Below are 20250 nucleotides of genomic sequence, written 5' to 3'. Positions count from 1 at the left end.
TTGTCGGCCCACCTGACATGTCATCCGGGCCGCCAGATCTGGCCCAAACCCCGGCCGTTCAGCCCTCCGGGCTGCCCACGAGGCTCTCGGACGCGCCCAACATGGCATGGAAATGGCGCCCGTGGGCCTCCAGGACCGCCCGGCATGTCCTCCGGACCGGTCGACATGCCTTCGCCCACGCGCCGGGCACTCTCTAGCCGAGCGCCGCATCCGTGCGGCGACACCGCACCGGCTTGCGGGCACAGCGCGCTCCGTGCTCATTTCGCGTCAGGGAGGTTGATGTGAGCTCAGAGATCGAGATCGACGGCGAAGGTCCCAGCCGGCAGGTCCTCGCCGAGGTGCCGGGCCGCGCGCTCAGGTTCCTGTCGGCGGCGGGCAAGAACAGGCAGATCCGCGCGCTCCTCCGCGAGCGCGGCTACACCGATGAGGACCACAGGGAGGGCTGGGATCTGCTCCACCGCGCCTCCGGCTTCGGCACCGGCGAGCCCGACGAGGTCGAGGACGCCGAGGTCGGCAATGCGATCGCCGAGCTGGACGCATGGGACGAGCCGCACTTCCGGCTCATCCGCGCGGCGCTCCAGCGGCGCCACCCGGCGCAGGAGAAATTCGTGTTCGACAACCTCACCGCGCAGGTGGGCCCGGCCGCGGTCGTGTCCGTGAAGACGTTGCTCGACCGGCTCGACGCCCTCGAGAAGAGCCCGGCGCGCAAGGCCACCCGCAAGGACGACCACGCCGCGCTGGAGACGCTCTCGAAGCGCGGGATCACCAGGGAAGAGCGCACCCGGCTGCGTCAGCTCGTCGACACCGCGTCGGGCGCCGGGGCGGCGGCCGAGGAGGACGACGAGGAGGCGACCGGCGACGCGGCGACGGTGAGGGCGGTCGTCGATAGCCGGGAGCACGTCGAGGCGCTCCGCGCGCTCCACGCGTGGCACCGCGAATGGGCCGAGACGGCCCGCGCGGTCGTCAAGCGGCGGGACTTCCTGGTCCGGCTCGGCCTGGCGCACCGCAAAGTCAAGGCGAAGGTCAAGCCGAGCCCCGCCGCGCCGCCTCCGCCGGACGTGCTCTGAGCGCAGCGAAGGGGGTGTCCTCCGCGCTCGACCGGGGGGGCGCCTCGACGTGAGAGGGCGCGTCCGTTCGCGGGCGCAGAGCACGAGACTCCGGCTCCCACAGTTCGCGCTAATCCCAGCTCGCGCTGAGCCGCAACGATGAGACGCGCGGATTCAGGAAATTTCTGATGCACAGCTCGGGAGGGGCGTCCGTCGACGTCCTCTGCGCGCCTCCATAGAATGCGCCGCGTCAAGGAGGGCAGAATGCAGCTGTGGACGCGTCGTGCGATTGCGCTCGTGTTGACGGGTGGGTTTCTTGCCGTGCTGGTTCCGGCATGCACCATCCACATCCGACCGACGGATCGAGACGAGATAGAAGACGAGCCCGCGGAGAACGAGCCGGCGGAGCGCCCTGACGAGGAGAGTGAGCCCGGAGGCGGCTCGGAGCCCGATGAAGTCGACGACGAGCCGCTGTCCCCGGAGGAACAGGCGTACGAGGAGCTGCTGAACGTCGATCCCCAGGAGCTCGCCCTCAAGACCATGGCGACCTCCTACGCGGCAGTGATGGTCGCGAGCCTCGTCGAATCGCACGTGCTCGATCCAGCGACCATTGACGAGGCGGCGATCGATTCCCTGACAGAGCAGTACGCGCCGGCCGGGTGGGATGCGGCGCACGCCTGGATGGAAACGCCGGAGGCTATCACGCTGGCTGCGACGGACGGCATCTACCCTGACTTCGCGTGCTTCAACGAACCGTATGTCTGCCCCCAGACGACGGAGTGTCCATTGAGCAACGGCGAGCAGGCGTTCTGCATGGTGACATCCTGCCACAAAGGCGCGTGCCCCTGGTGCCCGTGGGAGCTCGGGAACCTCGCCTTCAAGTCTGTGTGCGTTTACGGCTGCCTCAAGAACGGCAGCCATGTCGCTGGAGCGTACATCCTCGTTTCGCACTGGGGCCATGGCGACAGGCACTGTACCTACTGGTGAGCAAAAACGATGAAGATCACCTTCGAGGACGGGAACACCCTGACATTTACTAGGGGCGATGGCGGAGAGGTCGTCGAAAACACGGCCGACGTCATCAACGTAACCTACTGGCTATGGGCCTTCGCCTCGCCTCGCGTCTACAGCAGGTTCAGCCGCGTGCCGCCTCGCGAGCACTTGCTGCGTCTGCTGGATATTTACATCGCTTACGTGAAAAAGGGCGCTCGCGTCGCGGCGCCACAGTTTCAACCTGTGCACTACGAGCGACGGCTGGCGCTCGCCATACGCCTGCGGGAACTCTTCGAACGTTGGACAGGGCCGGGTCTGGCGGAGGAGATGATGACCATCTCCCGGGCGCTCATAGAACATGAAGGGATCAAGGCGCCCGCCTGCGGGTGGGACGCGTATGAGGACCCGGAGGCAGACGGGATCAAGTTCGAGGACTCGCTTCTCTGGCCCGAAGGCGTGCCGGCGATCCTGAAAGGCCAATGGCCACCGAAGCAATCCAGTCGTTGAGCTCGATTCGGGAGCCCCCCATGCCGATAAGGTACTCAAAGACCATCGCCAGCGCCACGGTCCTCTCCGCTGCTTTCTCGGCGCTCGCGGGAGGCTGCACGACCCGTGGAGGCGGCGCGCCGGACCCGGCCGAGTCGGCCGAGCCCACCGAGTCCGGCAGCACGAACGGCGCTGGAGAGGCGACAGGCACCCCGGACGGAGGGATCGCGGCAGGAGAGGCCGCGGCAGCGCTCGCGCCCGTCGATCCCGCGCAGCGCGAAGCCATGATGGCCCGCACGCGAAGACATGGCATGGCGACCGCCGGGTTCGCCAACACTATGGCTGCCTTCGCTGCCCCGCGGGTCATCGCCAAGACGAAGAGCCTCCCGAGCCGCGAGGAGATGCTCCGGTGCATTGACGCCTACCTCGAGGTGGTCGCCGAGACGAAGCGATCTCCCTACGGGGAGGGGAACCACGCCACGCTCGACGCGGAACCCTATGCCCTCAAGCTCCGCGCTCTCTTTGCCACGTGGACCCCCTCCACGACCGTGCCGGACGAGATCCAGAGAAACGCGCGTGACGTGATCGCTGCGCTCGGCGTTCCCGAGCCGCCCGAGGGATGGGACCGGTTCGAAGGTCACGCCACGTCGAGCTCACCGTAACTAACCGCCTCGGGCAGCGCGCCCGCGTCGGCCCCGGCGCCGGGAGGGCGGCGGAGGAGGGCGACATGACAGCGACCCACCCGGTGCAGAAAAAGCTCGGGCGCGCCGACAATTTCGCGGCGTAATCCGCAATGCGGCTCGCCGCGAAAATTGAACCCTGAAGGGGGTTCAATGGGCTCGCACGACCATGCTAGGTTCCCCGCACAGGACAGCCGTGCCTGGATATCAGCCCTGAGAAAGGCGCCGCCTGATAGGGGCGCACCGCGTGAGGTCCTCGCGCTCGGGTCAAGGTGAACCGTGAACCGCTCCGCGCTGCGCTCCCTGCTCGTTCAAGCGTTCGCCGCCGCCGCGTTCCTCCTCTTCCTGCCGCCCGCCGGAGCCGAGCAGCCTCCAACGCGGCCCGCGCACATCAAGAAGCTCGTCCGCGAGGCCGAGGCCGCCTTCGACCGTCTCGACATCGCGGGCGCGCGCGCGATCTGGGCGCGGATCTACGCGCTCGAGCACACGAACGTGGCGATGTGCCAGCTCGGGCAGCTCGATCGCCGCCTGGCCCGATGGGTAGACGCGGTGGACGAGCTCGAGCGCTGCGTCGCCAAGATGGAGCCACCCGAGACGCCCCGGGAGCAACGCCTGTACGAGACGAGGCACGAGGATCTCGCCGAGGCGCGGCAGCAGGTCGCGGAGGTCGCCGTGCTCGCGCCGCCGGGGGCGATCGCCGTGCTCGTGGGCGGCCGCCGGGTCGGCGACACGGGGCGGATCTACGTGGCGCCCGGGCAGCACGAGGTGAGCGCCGCGCTCCCGGACGGGCAGGTCGTGAGCACGACGGTCTCGGCCCCAGCCGGCGAGTCGAGGACCGCCCTGCTGGCACCACCCACAGCCACACCGCCCACGGCCACGCCGCCCACGGCCACGCCGCCCGTTCCCGCCGCCGCGCCCCCGCCGCCGCGCGCGCCGCAGCCGCCGGCGGGCCAGGGAGACCCGGCGAGGTGGATCGTGCCGGCAGGCGGGGCGGCCTCGCTGGCGCTCCTCGCGACGGGCCTCGCGCTTCATGTGGCAGCGGCCAGTGAGCGGGCGGAGGTCGGAACGGTAGTGTACGCGCTGGACCAATCCACATGGCGATGGCGTACCCGTGAGAACGTGGCGAGCGCGGCCATGATGGACCAGATCAGCACCGCAACCCTGGTCGCCGGCACGACGCTCGCCGGAGCGACCTTGATCTACGCCGTGCTGCGCGACGGCACCCAGATCCGCGCGCGCGTGACCGGGGCGGAGGTGATGTTCGTATGGTAGGCGCCGGCGAGCTCTGGGAAGGGCACCAAATCCTCGGAGTGGTCCGAGACGGCATGATCCGCACGGTGCTGGCCAGACAGCTCGGCGACGCGACGGACACGGTATGGCTGCACCTGCGTGATCCCGGACCGATGGACGGAGCCACGTTCGCAGCCGAGATCGCGCGCTTGCAGGAGATCGCGCGCGCGGTGCCGCAGATCGAGCCCGTTCTCTACGGGGACGTGAGCGGATCGGTCGCCTGGATCGCGACGCGCCGCCTTGGCCCAGCGGTTCCGGTCACAGAGGACAGGCGCGGTGCCGATCTCGGGGCCGCGGCGCTCGAGACAGTGATCGCGCTCGCGGAGGTGATCGCGCGGTGTCACGACCTGGGATGGGTCCACGGCTCGCTGAGCCCCGACCGCGTCCTCATCGCTCGTGACCGAAGCCTTCTCATCACCCATTTCGGCCTTGTGCGGCTTTTCCGGCTCGGTGCCTCCGATGCGGCCCGGGAGCCGCAGGTTGCCGCCCCCGAGCTGCTGGGAGGGGGCAAGGCCGGCCCGCGGGCGGACGTCTACGGGCTTGGAACCGTGCTCTACGAGCTCGTCTGCGGGCGCGAGCTCCATGAAGGACAGGCTCGCTCGCCGGACCTCCGACGTGCGAGGCTCACGTTCCCGGACGGCACGCCGTCCGCGGTTCGCGCCGCCATCGAGATGGCGCTCGCCGAGGATCCGCGGCACAGGTACGCCAGCGTCGAGCTCCTGATCGCGGTGTTGAAGGGCTTGGTGGAGGCGTGGCCCCGGCTGGACCGCGCTCCCACCTCGCAGGACGGGGCCGCGGCGGCCGTGGAGCTTGTGCCTCCGACACTGCGCAGCGCCCAGAAAGAACGGCTCCGGGCGCTGGAGGACGAGCCGGAAGGACCCGGCACCTGTTCTCGCCCGAGCAGCGGTCCGTCCAGCTCGGGTCGGGCGATCGAAAGCGAGCTCGAACGGCCCGCCCCCCACCCGTCAGGGGCCTTTCCGGCCGAGGAGGAGGAACCGCCGGTGCCGGAGCTCCCCTCTCTGGAGCTGCTCGCACACCCAGCGCCGGCGGGGACACCGGATTCGCATCGACCCGCGCCGCCCGCGCTCCACGTAAAGGATGCGCCCGACTGCGGCGCCCGCCGAAGCGGCGCGGGGCGCTCGACCGCTGCGCTGGCCGGCCTCGGCGTCGCGGTCTCCGCCCTCGCCCTCGCGGTGTCGTGCCTGACGTTCGCCTGGCTCTCGCACCGCGCGCAGGGCGTAGCGGTTGCGCGGAAGCTCCCGATCGTGGTCGCGCCGCCGGCCGCCGCTCGCCGCGCCATGGGCGCACGCCCTGCCGGTGAGGCGCGGGGGGCACGTGCGATGCCTCCGCGTGGTACGCCGCGCGGGTCGAGCCATCCGCGCTGGACCGCGGCGCTGAGCCGAGACGAAGTGACGCGATCCACCCCGGAGCGGCCGTTTTGTGATCGCGGCGACGTGAGCTGCGGAGATGACGAGATGTATTAGGCAGGGGCCGAGCGACATGCGATTTCCCGCGATGGTATTGATCGTTTCCGTCGCCGCGCCCTCCTGTGGAAGTGAGCCGGAAGATCCCGATTGCAGTCAGAGAGGACCGCGAGAGGGCGCTCATGCCGTGTGGCTCTGGGAGGGGTCCAGGGACGACGTCCCGCCCTGCCCGGAGGCGCGCGACATACTGTGGGATGGGGTCCGGCTCCAGCCGGTGCCACCGCCGGGCGCGATGGCCAGGGCTTGCGCCGGCGTCGTGCAGCCGGAGATCCCGCCTGGGTTCGCACTGTGCGTGATCCCCAGCTTGGTAGATGGCGTGTGCTGGGAAGGGTACGAAAATCGATGGCTCTACGTGGAAGACGTAGGACGCGAACGCGTCCTGTGCTGCCCTCCAGGAGGATTGCCTCCTGTCATTCCTGCGACCTACGGTTGTCCGTCACGGTAGGTCGATCTCAAGGGAGGTGTATATGCGCTGGTCTGTGTTCGCCCTAGGGGTCGTTTCATCGTTCGCCTGCCCTGGTTGCTCCCCGGACCCGCCGAGCGTCGCAGGGAGCGTCACGGTAGTCCTGGACGGAGAAGAGCTCACCATCGACACCGGTGACGGCGGCAAGCGGCCGGTGATCGGGACGGACGATCCCGTTTCCGGGATCTGCACGCTCGGAGCTGGATACCTGGGCATGTGGATACAGCACCATACGGCGAATTTCGGGACGTTTGATATGGGGGACGAGCCGGGACATCCACACGTGACGGCGGAGATCGCCGGGACCGCTTATCAGGGCGAGTGCCCGATCGCCATCGAGGTTCAGCGCAAGGAGCCTTACGAGGCCGACGTGTCGGCCGGTCCGTGCGAGCTCTTCCGGCCGTTTGACGGCGCTGTGCTACGTCTCGAGTCAGCCTCGTTCCACCTCATAGGGTGCTGGGACGACTGACGAGGGTGCCTGCGAGCACGACGCCCCGAGGCCCTGCCGTCCGCGGCTACCTCATCTCGCGTCATTCCTTGCCCTCCGCACGCGGTTCATGACGATGGCGGCTATCCCCTCCCCCGAGAGCCATCCTCCAGGGCGCTCCTGCGCGTCGATCGCCACGAACAGCGGCCCCGTGACGAGGCACGCCCTGCTGGTCCAGGCCGTCAGCGCCCGGACGGGGCACGTCCGCTCGCTCGGTCCAAATGGGATCGGCACCGGCTGTCCCTGCAGGCGCAGCTCCAGACCGGCCTCCGCGAGGACGACGTCATCGACATCCACGGCGGCGAGCTCTGCCGGCTGGAGCCTCGCCACGTAGCCGAGCAGCACCAGGGCGCGGTCGCGGAGATCTGCGAGGCGTGCGTCCCCCATCGCGTGGAGGATCCGCCGCACCTGTGCGGGGTCCAGCAGACTACCTTCCCCGCGGCTCGCTCGCTCGCGGCCGTCCCGGAAGCGCCGCACGAGCGCGCTGTCGGTCGGTGAGGCAAGGTGCATGAGGTCGTGCGCCTTCCGGATGGCGCAGAGCGCCGCGTCGATGGCTTCCGGCGCCGAGCGCGCACGCTCCATCGCGAGCAGGTGGAGCAGCACGACCCGGGGACGCGCCGGTAACGCCAGCGAGCCACGCGCCGCGCACCACGCCGTGAAGCGCCGCCACCCCGCGCTGACGTGCCGCCGCGTGCTCTCGGTCAGGTCGGGCACGACCGCGTCGAACAGGCTGTGCAGCTCGGCGGATTGCTGGGTTGCTCGGGTGTGGTCCATCACGCGCGTCGATGTCGATGGAGACCGGAGGCCTCGGCTCGGTAGGAATCACAGGCTCTGCTGTACGGCACGCTCGACGCTGCACGGGGAGCGGCAGCGAGGCAAGCCCCCTCGGACGTCGAGCGCGCCGGCGGCCGCGCACCGAGACGAGGCGAGGGATCGCTCCAGGTACTGGGGCGCAGGGCGACCTCGTCGACGTTGCCTGGCGCGCGGGTGCGTCCGTCCGGCGACGACGGCGCGGGCGAGCGCCGGAAGGGACAGTGCGAGCGCACGCCCCATCCAGGAGGACGGCCCGCCATGGACGCGGCGCTGGGTGCTGTCGCGCGGCTGGGTGGTGGCCTAATTTGCCCCGGAGTGATTCACATGAAGGCGGGAAGGCAGGAAGATCATTGATCTTTTCTTCCCGCCTTCCCGCCTTCATGTTCAAATCCGGCCACCACCGAATCAGGGGCGAGCACAGCGGCGCGACGGCGGGAGGCGGAGGGCAACGGAGGAGGGCGCCTGACCCGCGCGCTCGATGCCGGGATACCCCGTAAGGCAGGAGCGCCGGTCGAGGTGATTCCCAGTCTTCGAGCCGCAGGCGAGCTCACAGGGGCAGCGGCGCGTCCACGATCGGCGCGTCGGCCTCCGGCGCGCCGGCCTTCTTCTTCGCCCGCCGCGCGGCCTCGGCGCGGCGCCGGCGTCCATAGGCGCTCGTCACCTCGCGCACGATGTCCGGCCGGTCGCGGAACACGAACCGCGCCGCCGCGCGCACCGCCGACACCCGAGCGAGGAGGAGCCCGATCAGCTTGTTGCGCAGGCCGAGGGCCTCGCGCGCCCGCTCGCTCAGCCCGGCGGCCTCGGTGGGGTGCGCCCGGAGCGCGGCGGCGAGCGCCCTGGCCTCGTCGAGCATGGCCGCGTCGAACCCGCCGAGTCCGTCCATCGCCTCGCGGTGCGGCGCGGCGAGGGCGGCATAGTCGTCGAGGGCCAGCGCGAGCGCGTCGGCGGTGGCCGGGTCGTCCGCGTGGGCCTTTCCGAGCCGCGCGAGCATCGCGTCGTTGTCGTCCTCGACGCCGTCGTCGAACAGCCATTCGAGCGTCGCGGTGATCTCGTCGAGGACGACCTGCCCGCGCTCGAAGGGGCTCGCCTTCTTCGGGTCGACCACGAGCAGGTAACGCGTGCCCGCCTCCACGGCGGCGCGCTGGAGCGAGAGGATCTCCTCGCCGGTCTTCGCCGTGAGCAGACTCCCCTTCTTCTTGTTCGCCGCCATCTCGAGGCCGCGGCGCACCACCTTGCCGTCCTTCACCTCCGGCTTCCAGTAGGCCTTGTGGAACCTCGCGACGTCCACCGCTTCACCGAACAGCACGTGCAGCGGCACGGGGATGGATAGCGCCGCGTCTCCCGGAGAGGCGAGCGCCTCAGCCATCCACAGGTCGAGATCGGTCTTCGCTTTGGGCATCGGAATCTCCTGATGTGCCGAGGGATAATTCATGGGGAGTGAGCTTCTCCCCAAGCCACCCTGGTTAACGAGCGCCGGCGAGGACGGCAAGAACGCTCGACAGGGATCCACGAGGAGAGCAAGAATGCGGCGGGCGACGGCGCAAGGCCGTCCAGGAACTGCGGAGTGCCGTCCAGGAACTGCGGAGTGCCGTCCAGGAACTGCGGCGCGCCGTCCAGGAACCGCGGCGCGCCGTCCAGGAACCGCGGCGCGCCGTCCAGGAACCGCGGCGCGCCGTCCAGGAACTGCGGCGCGCCGTCCAGGAACTGCGGCGCGCCGTCCAGGAACTGCGGCGCGCCGTCCAGGAACTGCGGCGCGCCGTCCAGGAACTGCGGCGCGCCGTCCAGGAACCGAGCACACGAACGTCGGCGTCCGGGAGGCGGGCCGGCACGCGTGGCTCACGCCGCGGGCACGGGATGGCGCGCACACCGGGCAGCTGGCCGATGAAGGCGCTCGATCCGGGCGTCGCTTGACGCGAAAGGTCGCGCCGTGCGCTGCTGTGCGCGAGGGAGGCCGCGATGAAGCCGGTTGCGCGAGGGGTGGTGCGGGCGCTCATCCCGCTCTTCATGTTCTTGAGCTGCGTGCTCGCGCAGGCGGGGTGTACGTGCGCGCCCGAGATCCCACAGGGCCGTCCTCGCGGCCTCGTCGCTTGCCGCACGCGCGCGCCGCGCGAGCCGGCGAAACCCGGCCGTGCGCCGGCGGTGAAGACCGTCGCCGCGGGGGCCGCCGCGGCGACCTTCTCGGTCGCGAGCTCGGGAGAGGCGACGGTGGTGATGCCCGTGAGCACCGCGCCAGGCCGCGCGGGCGTAGAACCCAGGCTCGCCCTGCGATTCGATGGCAGCGCCGGCGAGGGCTTCCTCGGCGTGGGCGTCTCCCTCGCCGGACTGTCCAGCATCGCCCCCTGCCCCAGGAACCGCGCGCAGGATGACGGCGAGATCCGCGCGGTGAGGTTCGACGGCGACGACGCGCTGTGCCTCGACGACAGGCGCCTCGTCGCCGTGGGGCGAGCGCCGGGGACCATCGAATACAGGACCTTTCCCGACACGATGGTCAAGGTGGTCGGGCACTACGGCTCGGAGGAAGACGCGCCGGCGGAGGCGCTGTTCTTCGAGGCGCACCTGCCGTCCGGGCTCGTGATCGAGTACGGCAAGAGCGAGAGCAGCCGCCCGCTCGCGGTCGGCGGCGCCCCGCGGGCGTGGCTCGCGACCAAGGCGCGCGACGGCCGCCGGAACGCGATGACCTACGATTACTGTGTAGCGGAATCCGAGGAGGGCTTCGCGGCGGAGGTCGCGATCGACGAGATCCGGTACACGAGCTTCGAAGGCGAGCCGGCGCTCGGGCCGTCGCGGGCGGTGCGGTTCGTGTACGCGACGAAGGCGCCGGAGGAGGTCCGCATCCAGTACGCGGGCGGCATGGCGCTCCAGAGCTCGCTGCGCCTGGAGGAAATCCAGATGCTCGGCGCGGGCGACGCGCTCGTGCGGCGCTACGGGTTCACCTACGAGAAGAGCCCGACGACGCGGCGGGCGCTGCTGACCGAGGTGGAGGAGTGCGCGGGCGACGGCGTCTGCAAGCCGCCCACGCGATTTCAGTACAGCCGCGGTGAGGCGGGGTTCAAGGAGATCGCGACCGGCGTCCCGGAGCCGACCTCCACGAAGGCGAGCCCGATGCTGTTCGACCTCGACGGCGACGGGCGCGACGACCTCGTCGTGCCGGACACGGTCGCCGGCCTCAGCACGCCCGGCAACCCCGTGACGAGCTGGATCGTCGCGCCGAGCCGCGGGGCGAGCGGCGCCGAGGCGGAGCTCGCGCCCGCGACGCTGGCGCTCTTCGAGGACTGGCCGGTGGTCGCCGATCCATATGGACCCGCCGATCCGACGCTGATCCGGCCGGAGCTCGGCACGGCCATCGACTACGACCAGAATGGGCAGACGGACGTCTTGCTCCACGATGTCCATGACGCCAGCGACACATGGCTCGTGCTGCTGGCCCGGCCGGACCGGACCTTCGAGGTGCACGACACCGGCATTCGCCGGCCGTTCCCACTCGGGCTGCGCCCCACGCCGCCGGGGCTCACCCTCCCGGAGGGCGCGATGCACCTGGCCGACGTGGACGGCGACGGCGCGCCCGACCTGATCCAGTGCGACGACCACGCCCGCGCGCTGACGCCGAATCCGAGCGAGGCGACGTGGACCGTGCACCTCTGGAAGCCGGCGCGCGGCGGGACGGCCGCGGGCTTCGACCGGAGCGGCGAGTCGCTCGAGCCGCTCAACGGGCTTCCCTGCGAGATGGAGATCCACACCCTCGATGTCGACGCCGATACCCAGGTCGACCTCGTGGTGGCCACCGTGGTGACGTTCATCGACAACACGGTCGTCCCCGACCCGACCTATGCCGCGCTCACCCGCCGGCACGACGGGAGCTGGGCGATCTTCGACACCGAGCTCCCTCAGGTCCGCGGGGGTCGCACGGTGTTCCTCGACGTCAACGGCGACGGCCTGCCGGACGCGGTGCAATCGGGCTTCGGCCACCACCGGCTGCGCACGGTGATGAACACGGGGGGGACCTTCGCGGAGCAGGTCGACAGCCTCGGCCCGGTCCTGTTCGATCTGGACACGTACTTCGGGCGCGCGGCCCCCCTCGACTACAACGGCGATGGAATGCAGGATCTGCTCATGCCGGTGCTGCCAGGCATCCTGCCGGGCTCATCGCTCGACCTGCCCGCCTGGGCCGTCCTCGAGGCGACGGGCGCTCACGACGGGCCGACCTTCGCGCTGGTCGACCCGAAGCTGCCGCTGCAGGCGATGCCCAGCAGCTACGCGCCGCCGCTGGCGGATCCCTACGGGCCGCGGATAGGCGACCTCAACGGCGACGGGGCGCAGGACGTGGTGCTGGTGGATGGCGGTGAGTTCAAGGTGTTTCAGAACCGCGCGGCCGATCAGGACCTCCTCGTCGCGGTCTCGGACGGGATGAACGCGCAGGAGCCCGGCGAGGCGGGGTTCGTGCCGAACGTGAGCATTGCTTACGGGCACCTCACGGATGCGTCGGTCACGAACGATCTCGGGGCGGGAGAGCCGGAGCGGGGGGGCCTGCTCTACGTGGCGCGCGATGACGCGGCGAACGGGTGCGATTACCCGCGCCGCTGCGCGGTGGGGCCGAGGCGGGTCGTCCGCGGCTATGCGCTGAACAACGGGGCGGACCGGCCGCGGCGGTTCGAGGTGCGCTACCGCGATGGGCGCTACCACCGGCTGGGGCGCGGGTTTCTGGGGTTCGGGGAGCGTACGGTGGTCGAGGTGGAGACCGGGGCGGCGGCGGTCGAGCGCTACGACAACGTGACGTTCGACGAGGAACTCCAGGTCTTTCCGTTCGCGGGGCAGGTGAATCAAGAATGGCACTGGGCCCCGGGGCTGCCGGGGCAGCCCAGGCCGGACGCGATCGAGATGTCGTTCCTTGACGTGGAGAGGGAGGTGGTGCCGGCGAGCGAGGGGGCGACGTACTTCACGCTCGCGACCGAGCGCCGGCTGCGGCGGGCGCAAGGGGTGGTTCCGCCGGAGAGCGGCGAGTCGACCACGGTGAGGGAGTACGTCGAGCAGGTCGAGCGCGGCGGCGGCGGCGGCGACCACGGCGCGACGGTCTTGCGCGACTCGACCGCGAAGGTGACGGACTTCGATGCGTTCGGCAACGTGCGGGGCGAGGAGGTCTCCTCCCGCGGCGTCGACCTGACGCTCAAGTTGACGCGCACGTACAAGAACGACACCGAGCGATGGGTGCTCGGCCAGCTCCAGACCGAGGAGGAGTGCAGCGCCGCGGCGGGGCGCGCGCAGTGCCGCACGCTCGTGCGGACGACGACGGACCACGGCGAGATCGAGACGGAGGCGTTCGACAGCGACGAGGGCATTGCGGACACGAAGCTCGATGTCGTGTACGCGCGAGACGCGTTCGGGAACATCACGGGTGTCACCGCGGACGACGCGTTCGGACACCACCGATCGTGGAGCACGAAGTACGACGCCGAGGGGCTGTTCCCGGAGAAGCACGTGAACCCCGCCGGCCACACCACGCGCGTTGCGTACGATCCGGACTTCGGGGTGCTCGTCGAGCGGGTGGACCCGAACGGGCTCGCGACCGCGTGGAAGCACGACGGCTTCGGCCGGGTCGGGCTGGAGGTGCGGCCGGACGGCACGCAGACGACGGTCGCGCTCTCGCGCACCAAGGACGGTGGACCGGCGGGAGATGCGTGGCGGCTGATCCAGCGGACCACGACGGCCGGCGGCGACGACGACGAAGTCGAGATGGACAGCCGCGGGAGGCCGATCCGCTGGTGGTGGCACGGGCCCTCCGCGGAGGGGGTCAGGGAGGCGCCGCCGCGGCTCATGCAGGAGATCGCGTACGACGCGCGCGGCGAGCACATCGCGCGGCGTTCGGTGCCGGTGCGCGAGGGGACGCCCGAGCGCGACATGCTCTATGACGTCTACGAGCACGACGCGGTCGGGCGCGAGGTGCGGCACACGACGCCGTGGAAGGCGGTGGTAGAGACCGAGTACGACGCGTTGCGGGTGGAGATCACCGACGAGCTGGATCATGTGACGGTGGTCGAGAAGGACGCGCTGGGAAGAACGGTGGCCGTCACCGATGCGGCGAGCGGTGTCATGCGGTATGGCTATGGGCCGTTCGGGGTGCTCACCACGGTCACCGACCCGGGTGGGGCGGTCACGACCACGGCGCATGACGCGTTCGGGCGGGTCAGGAACCGCGAGGATCCGGATCGGGGCACGACGGTCTCCACCAACGACGGCTTCGGGGAGGTCGTCCGCTCGACCGACGCGCTCGGGCGGGTGACGACGTTCGCGTACGACGGGCTCGGGCGCACGACCTCGCGCCTCGACGAGCACGGCGCCGAGCGAAAGACGACCACCTGGACCTGGGACACGGCGGCGCACGGGATCGGCAAGCTCGAGGAGAGCGAGAGCCCTGACGGGGAGAAGACGTATACCTACAACGACGAGGGCAAGATCGAGACGGTGACGCTCCGCATCGGCGGGGAGCGCGCGGCGCTGACGAGCAGGCTCGATTATGATGAGCTCGGCCGGCTCGAGACCATTGCGTACCCCGCGCCGGCCGGCGCGGCGCCGTTCGTCGTGGCGCACGAGCATGACCCACACGGCCACGTGGTCGCCGTCCGCGACAGCGCCACCCGCGCGGCCTACTGGCGCCTGACCGACGTGGACGACGCGGGCCGCTTCCGCGAGGAGACGTTCGGCAACGGCATCGTCACCGAGCGGAGCTACCACGCGGACAAGCAGCGGCTCAAGAGCGTCCTCACCCAGCGCGGCCAGAGCGGCGCGGACGCGGTGCAGGACCTGGACTACGGCTACGACGACCGGCTGCACCTGACGCGGCGCACCGACGCGCGGCAGCCGCAGCACCGGAACGAGCGCTTCCGGTACGATGCGCTGGAGCGGCTGACGTGCGCGTACTTCAGCGCCACGGAGAGCGCGTCGGCGCCGTGCGACCTCGGCTACGACTACGCGCCCAACGGCGACCTCACCTTCAAGTCGGACGTCGGCGAGCTGCGCTACGATGACCCGCTGCACCCGCACGCCGTCACGGGCGCGGGCACGGCCACGAGCAGCTTCGACTACGACGCTGTCGGCAACCAGATCGCGCGCCCGGGCGGCGTGACCGTGCGCTACACGCCGTTCGATCTGCCCGAGAGGATCACAGAGGGCGCGAGCACGGTCACGCTCGACTACGACGGCGACCAGCAGCGGATCCGGAAGACGACGCCAGAGAAGGAAACGCTCTACTTCGGCGACCTGTACGAGCGCGCCACCGACGCGGCGACAGGTAGGGTCGAGCACCGCTACCACGTCCACTCGCCGGAGCGGGTGGTGGCAACCGTGACCCGCGGCGGAGACGAGCCGGGCACGCGGTACGTGCACGTCGACCACCTCGGCTCGGTCGACGCGCTCACCGATGAGGACGGCGCCGTGGTCGAGCGACGGAGCTATGATCCGTTCGGCCAGCGCAGAAACCCCGTGTGGGGACGGCCGGCGCCGGCGTCGTTCGACAGCACGACGACACGGGGGTTCACCGGGCACGAGGGCGATGACGAGCTCGGCCTCGTCAACATGAAAGGGCGCATGTACGATCCGCGGGTCGGACGGTTCTTGACGACCGATCCGCTCGTACAAGCACCGATGTCTGGCCAGAGCTGCAACCCGTACAGCTACGTGCGCAACAGCCCGCTCAGCTACGTCGACCCGAGCGGGTTCCAGGAAGAGCCACGAGCGACCGAGGCGTCATCGGTTCCAGGGCTCATCGGGGATGATGGAATCCTCGACCCTTGTGAGGACGGGTGTTCGGCGACGATCAGAGGCGTTCGGCCCGTGAGGGCCAATCGCGAGTCCGTGGAGGTCGGCGCGACGACGGCGCCTGTCGACGTGGGCACCACGGGCTCCTCGTCGGGCTACACGCCGCAGCCGACGGCCACCGCGCCGGAGCACGCGGGCGCGGCCAGTGCGGGCGCGGTCGTGGGGCAGACGCTGCTGGGCGTCGCAGAGGGGACGCTCGACGTCGGAGCGGGCATCGGGCGGATGCTCGTGATGAACGCGCTGTCGCTCGGAACCTACAGCGGGTACGAGCTCGCCGACGCGATCTGGACCGGCTACGAGGAGGACGGGCTCCTCGGCGCGGTGAACGCCATCAACCCGCTCTACCACATCGGGCGGGGAACCGCGGATACGGCGCTCGCGATCGGCGGGGAGGATTACCGGGCGGCGGGCGCGGCGGGGACCAAGACGCTATTCTTGGCGGCGGCCACCGTCTTCGGCGCGGGACGGGGGCTCGCGGCGGCGGAGGAGGCCACAGCCGTGGCCGGAGCCGCCAGAGGCGCAGGCGGAACCCTTCCCGTATGGACCGCGGGTCAACCAACTCGTGGATGGCTGAACACCGGACGGGCATACGTCGAGCTGTGGAGCGGACGGAAGGGAGGTCCGCCACCTCTTCCGTTCCCAGGCCGTAACAACTTAGTTGATCTTCATGTGGAGGCCCATGCAGCTCAGATCATGCGCCTAGAGGGGTTGGAGCGTGCCACGTTGACGCTCAACCAAGCGCCGTGCGGTGCTGCCAACGGGTGTGCATCAATGCTTCCGCATATGTTGCCGGAGGGCGCTCAACTTCGTGTGCTCGCACCTAGTGGATACGATCGAGTATTTGTCGGGCTTCCGGACCCGCCGACGTATCCCTGAAGGAGAAAAATGCTGCTAACATGGGGGAAAAATCAGCATGTGCAAGTAAAGAGCGTTCGAGAGCTTGACGCGATTCTCGATCAGCTCGCAGAGCAAGCCAAAGACTATGGAATGATCGTACAAGCAACACATCTTAATGGCAGCGTTCTCGCATTAGGACTGGGCCGGGAGGAAACCGTGCTTACGTTTTTCGATCAACACGGCAAATCGTTCACAAGCGTCGGGGATCGAAATCGCGAGGACTACTTAGCATTCGAGTTCGGCGGCGATGTTAGCGAGATGATGGGAGCAAAAGCGGTCCCGATCAGCGCAGCACGAAGCGCTGCCCGTGCATTCTTCGAATGTGGTGAGATTCCAGAGCAGATCAACTGGGAGCAGGAATGGTCATGAGATAACAGGCGAGCACGACGATACGGTTGCCCGGGGAGAGCCGATGCTCAGTAGCTCGTCGATGCCGTGCTCTTCGCGAGGGCAGCCCTGCGGGCTTCGACCGGAGCGGCGAGTCGCTCGAGCCGCTCAACGGGCTTTTAGGATGTATGAAGATCGACTAATTTCCGCAGTCAGAGCGCGGGCACACAATCCGGCTACGAGAACAGATCGCCCGAGTGAAAGACACTGTGAAATTCCAGTGCCAGCCACGGCCGAGGCGATCCAAGCGGCAGAGGGTCGGATGGGCTTTCCCCTACAGTCTTTCCACCGACGCTTGTTGCAGGAGATCGGCGATGGAGGGTTCGGACCTGGAGATGGGCTCGTCGGCGTCGTCCATGGACTCGACGCACACGGTCGATCGCTTCTCGCTCTTCGCGACGTGCTGTGGCTGGATGCCGAAACGCCGCTCCCTGCTGGAGTAGTGCCTCTGTGTGATTGGGGCGATTCCATCTGGTCTTGTGTCGACGCGAAGACTGACCACGTTCTCACCTTCGACGAGAGCGGCTTGACCGACACGCGGCAGAACATTTACTCGTGGTTTGACGACTGGGTTTCTGGTGTGAGCCTCTTTGGGAAGATGTTCGTTTTGGAGGAACGCGTGATTGTCAATCCGTTCACCAACCAATTGATGACTGTGCGAACTCCGGCTTCGCCAGTCGGAGCTCCGTACAAGCCGAGCGGATGACTTGTGCACCGTGTTCCCTCCGCAGCACAGGTTACCGGCGCTCCGCAGAAACCAACGCCATCACCGGGCGGCGTCCAGCGGCACGACCATCCGTATCGGGGCACGACCACCTGCGCCGTGCGCGACAGCGCCACCCGCGCGGCCTACTGGCGCCTGACCTACGTGGACGACGCGGGCCGCTTCCGCGAGGAGACGTTCGGCAACGGCATCGTCACCGAGCGGAGCGGGCGCGCTGCTCGCGGCCTTGCCAGCAGCGCGCTTACCGGGCGCGCAACGCCTCGGAATGACGGGGACGGTCGTGCTTCCCGACGAACGCCGCCAGGTGCTCGCCGGTCAGCGTCGACCTCGCCGCCACCAGGTCGGCCGGGGTGCCTTCGAACACGATCCGGCCGCCGTCGTGGCCCGCGCCCGGCCCGAGATCGATGATCCAGTCGGCGTGCGCCATCACCGCCTGGTGGTGCTCGATCACGATGACCGACTTGCCGGCGTCGACCAGGCGGTCCAGCAGCCCGAGCAGCTGCTCGAGGTCGGCCAGGTGCAGCCCGGTGGTGGGCTCGTCGAGCACGTAGACGCCGCCGTCGGCGCCCATGTGCGTCGCGAGCTTGAGCCGCTGCCGCTCGCCGCCCGACAGCGTGGTGAGCGGCTGCCCGAGCCGCAGGTAGCCTATCCCCACGTCGGCCATGCGCTGCAGGATCGCGTGCGCGGCCGGCGTGCGCGCCTCGCCGGCGCCGAAGAAGCCGACCGCGTCGGCGACCGACAGGTCGAACACCTCGGCGATGTTGAGCCCGCCGAGCCGGTAGTTCAGCACCGACGCCTGGAAACGCCGGCCCTCGCAGTCCTCGCAGACCGTCGTGACGCCCGCCATCATCGCGAGGTCGGTGTAGATCACCCCGGCGCCGTTGCAGGTCGGACAGGCACCCTCGGAGTTGGCGCTGAACAGGGCGGGCTTCACGCCGTTGGCCTTCGCGAACGCCTTGCGGATCGGCTCCAGCAGATCGGTGTACGTCGCCGGGTTGCTCCGCCGCGAGCCGCGGATCGGCGTCTGGTCGACCGACACCACCCCGTCCCGGCCAGACACCGAGCCGTGGATCAGCGAGCTCTTGCCCGACCCCGCCACGCCGGTCACCACCACCAGCACGCCGAGCGGGATGTCGACGTCGACGTTCTTCAGGTTGTGCGCGCGGGCGCCCCGCACCTTCATCACCCCCGACGGCTTCCGCACCGACCGCTTCAGCGAGGCCCTGTCGCTCAGGTGACGCCCGGTGAGCGTGCCGCTCGCCCGCAGCCCGTCGACGGTGCCCTGGAAGACCACCTCGCCGCCGGCGGTGCCGGCGCCCGGGCCGAGGTCGACGACGTGGTCGGCGATCGCGATCATCTCCGGCTTGTGCTCGACCACGAGGACGGTGTTGCCCTTGTCGCGCAGCCGCAGCAGCAGCTCGTTCATCCGCTGGATGTCGTGGGGGTGCAGCCCGACCGTCGGCTCGTCGAAGACGTAGGTCACGTCGGTGAGCGACGACCCGAGGTGGCCGATCATCTTGGTCCGCTGCGCCTCGCCGCCCGACAGCGTGCCGGTCGGGCGGCCGAGGCTGAGGTAGCCGAGGCCGATCTCCACGAACGAGTCGAGCGTGTGCCGCAGCGCGGTGAGCAGCGGGGCGACGGGCGGATGGTTGAGATCGCGCACCCACTTGGCCAGCTCGTTGATCTGCATCGCGCAGGCGTCGGCGATGTTGATCCCCTTGATCTTGGAGGACCGGGCGGCTTCGCTGAGCCGGGTGCCGCCGCACTCGGGACAGGTGGTGAAGGTGGCCACGCGCTCCACGAACGCCCGGATGTGCGGCTGCAGCGAGTCGAGGTCCTTGGACAGCACCGACTTCTGGAGCTTCGGGATCAGACCCTCGTAGGTCAGGTTGATGCCGTCGACCTTGATCTTGGTCGGCTCCTTGTGGAGCAGGTCGTGGAGCTCCTTCTTGGTGAACTTACGGATCGGCTTGTCCGCGTCGAAGAAGCCGCAGCCGTTGAAGATGCGGCCGTACCAGCCATCCATGCTGTAGCCGGGGATCGTGATCGCACCCTCGTTGATCGACTTGCTCTCGTCGTACAGCTGCGTGAGGTCGATGTCGCTGACCGACCCCAGGCCCTCGCATCGCGGGCACATGCCACCGACGCGGGTGAAGACGACCTTCTCGGCCTTCTTCCCTCCCTTCTCGACCGTGATCGATCCGGCCGCGCGGACCGAGGGGACGTTGAAGGCGAAGGCCCCTGGCCCGCCGATGTGCGGCTTGCCGAGGCGGCTCCACAGCACGCGGAGCATCGCATTCGCGTCGGTCACCGTACCGACCGTCGAGCGGGGATTACCGACCAGCCGCTCCTGGTCGACGATGATCGCGGTGGTCAGCCCTTGCAGGACGTCCACCTCGGGTCGAGTCAGCGTCGGCATGAACCCCTGCACGAACGCGCTGTAGGTCTCGTTGATGAGCCGCTGCGACTCCGCCGCGATGGTGCCGAACACCAGCGACGATTTGCCCGATCCCGAGACGCCGGTGAACACGGTCAGCCGTCGCTTGGGGATCTCGACGCTGACGTCCTTCAGGTTGTTCTCCCGCGCGCCCTGGACGCGGATCAGGTCGTGGCTGTCTGCGGGGTGCTGACTGGAGGAGCCGTTGTTCTTGGTCATGTCATCGACACCGAAGGTTTGTGAAGTGCAGCGGG

At 69.5% G+C, this 20250-nt stretch carries 13 protein-coding genes; 10 read left to right on the top strand and 3 right to left on the bottom strand.

The annotated features are described in order from the left end of the window. The first annotated feature begins 281 nt into the window (after positions 1-281). The 7 genes from WME85_RS11850 to WME85_RS11820 all read left to right on the top strand — a co-directional run bounded on the left by WME85_RS11850 (position 282) and on the right by WME85_RS11820 (position 6911). The gene (locus tag WME85_RS11850) at positions 282-1067 is read left to right on the top strand and encodes a hypothetical protein (RefSeq protein WP_437309224.1); all 786 of its coding nucleotides are present in this window, start codon (positions 282-284) and stop codon (positions 1065-1067) included. A 243-nt stretch (positions 1068-1310) separates the two neighbouring features. Beyond that, complete coding sequence (locus WME85_RS11845; RefSeq protein ID WP_437837734.1) at positions 1311-2033, top strand: hypothetical protein; 723 nt, start codon at positions 1311-1313, stop codon at positions 2031-2033. Positions 2034-2042: 9 nt separating this feature from the next. Next, positions 2043-2546: a hypothetical protein gene (locus WME85_RS11840; protein WP_437837732.1), complete on the top strand. Its 504-nt coding sequence runs from the start codon at positions 2043-2045 to the stop codon at positions 2544-2546. 20 nt (positions 2547-2566) lie between these two features. After that, positions 2567-3187 (top strand): hypothetical protein, encoded by a 621-nt coding sequence (locus tag WME85_RS11835; RefSeq protein WP_437837731.1) that lies wholly within the window; start codon positions 2567-2569, stop codon positions 3185-3187. Positions 3188-3484: 297 nt separating this feature from the next. Continuing rightward, entirely contained in the window at positions 3485-4477 is a 993-nt protein-coding gene (locus tag WME85_RS11830; RefSeq protein ID WP_437837729.1) for a hypothetical protein, read from the top strand. 53 nt (positions 4478-4530) lie between these two features. Next, positions 4531-5979 carry a protein kinase domain-containing protein gene (locus tag WME85_RS11825; RefSeq protein WP_437837727.1) on the top strand — a complete coding sequence of 483 codons (1449 nt, stop codon included), beginning with the start codon at positions 4531-4533 and terminating at the stop codon, positions 5977-5979. 467 nt (positions 5980-6446) lie between these two features. After that, positions 6447-6911 carry a hypothetical protein gene (locus WME85_RS11820; protein ID WP_437837725.1) on the top strand — a complete coding sequence of 155 codons (465 nt, stop codon included), beginning with the start codon at positions 6447-6449 and terminating at the stop codon, positions 6909-6911. Between the two features lie 51 nt (positions 6912-6962). On the opposite strand, the gene WME85_RS11815 is transcribed toward WME85_RS11820, so the two are convergent. Further along, positions 6963-7703, bottom strand: a complete 741-nt coding sequence (locus WME85_RS11815; RefSeq protein ID WP_437837724.1) for an integrase — start codon at positions 7701-7703, stop codon at positions 6963-6965. Positions 7704-8289: 586 nt separating this feature from the next. After that, complete coding sequence (locus WME85_RS11810; RefSeq protein WP_437837722.1) at positions 8290-9141, bottom strand: hypothetical protein; 852 nt, start codon at positions 9139-9141, stop codon at positions 8290-8292. Positions 9142-9698: 557 nt separating this feature from the next. Between WME85_RS11810 and WME85_RS11805 the strand changes: the two genes are divergently transcribed. Genes WME85_RS11805 through WME85_RS11795 form a run of 3 tightly spaced genes read left to right on the top strand, consistent with a single transcriptional unit; the run spans position 9699 to position 17541 of the window. Next, positions 9699-16427, top strand: coding sequence for an RHS repeat-associated core domain-containing protein (locus tag WME85_RS11805; protein WP_437837720.1), 6729 nt, complete (start codon positions 9699-9701; stop codon positions 16425-16427). A gap of 9 nt (positions 16428-16436) precedes the next feature. Then, the gene (locus WME85_RS11800) at positions 16437-16817 is read left to right on the top strand and encodes an Imm1 family immunity protein (protein WP_437837718.1); all 381 of its coding nucleotides are present in this window, start codon (positions 16437-16439) and stop codon (positions 16815-16817) included. 43 nt (positions 16818-16860) lie between these two features. Continuing rightward, positions 16861-17541, top strand: coding sequence for an SMI1/KNR4 family protein (locus WME85_RS11795; RefSeq protein WP_437837716.1), 681 nt, complete (start codon positions 16861-16863; stop codon positions 17539-17541). A 259-nt stretch (positions 17542-17800) separates the two neighbouring features. Here the strand turns inward: WME85_RS11795 and WME85_RS11790 are convergent, their stop codons facing one another. Further along, the gene (locus WME85_RS11790; protein ID WP_437837714.1) at positions 17801-20215 is read right to left on the bottom strand and encodes an ATP-binding cassette domain-containing protein; all 2415 of its coding nucleotides are present in this window, start codon (positions 20213-20215) and stop codon (positions 17801-17803) included. Positions 20216-20250: the final 35 nt, after the last annotated feature.

The sequence above is a fragment of the Sorangium sp. So ce1153 genome (genome assembly GCF_051521595.1).
In the GTDB taxonomy this organism is placed as follows: Bacteria; Myxococcota_A; Polyangia; order Polyangiales; family Polyangiaceae; genus Sorangium.
The sequence above is the reverse complement of the archived record's forward strand: the minus strand, read 5'-3'. Positions and strand labels throughout refer to the sequence as shown.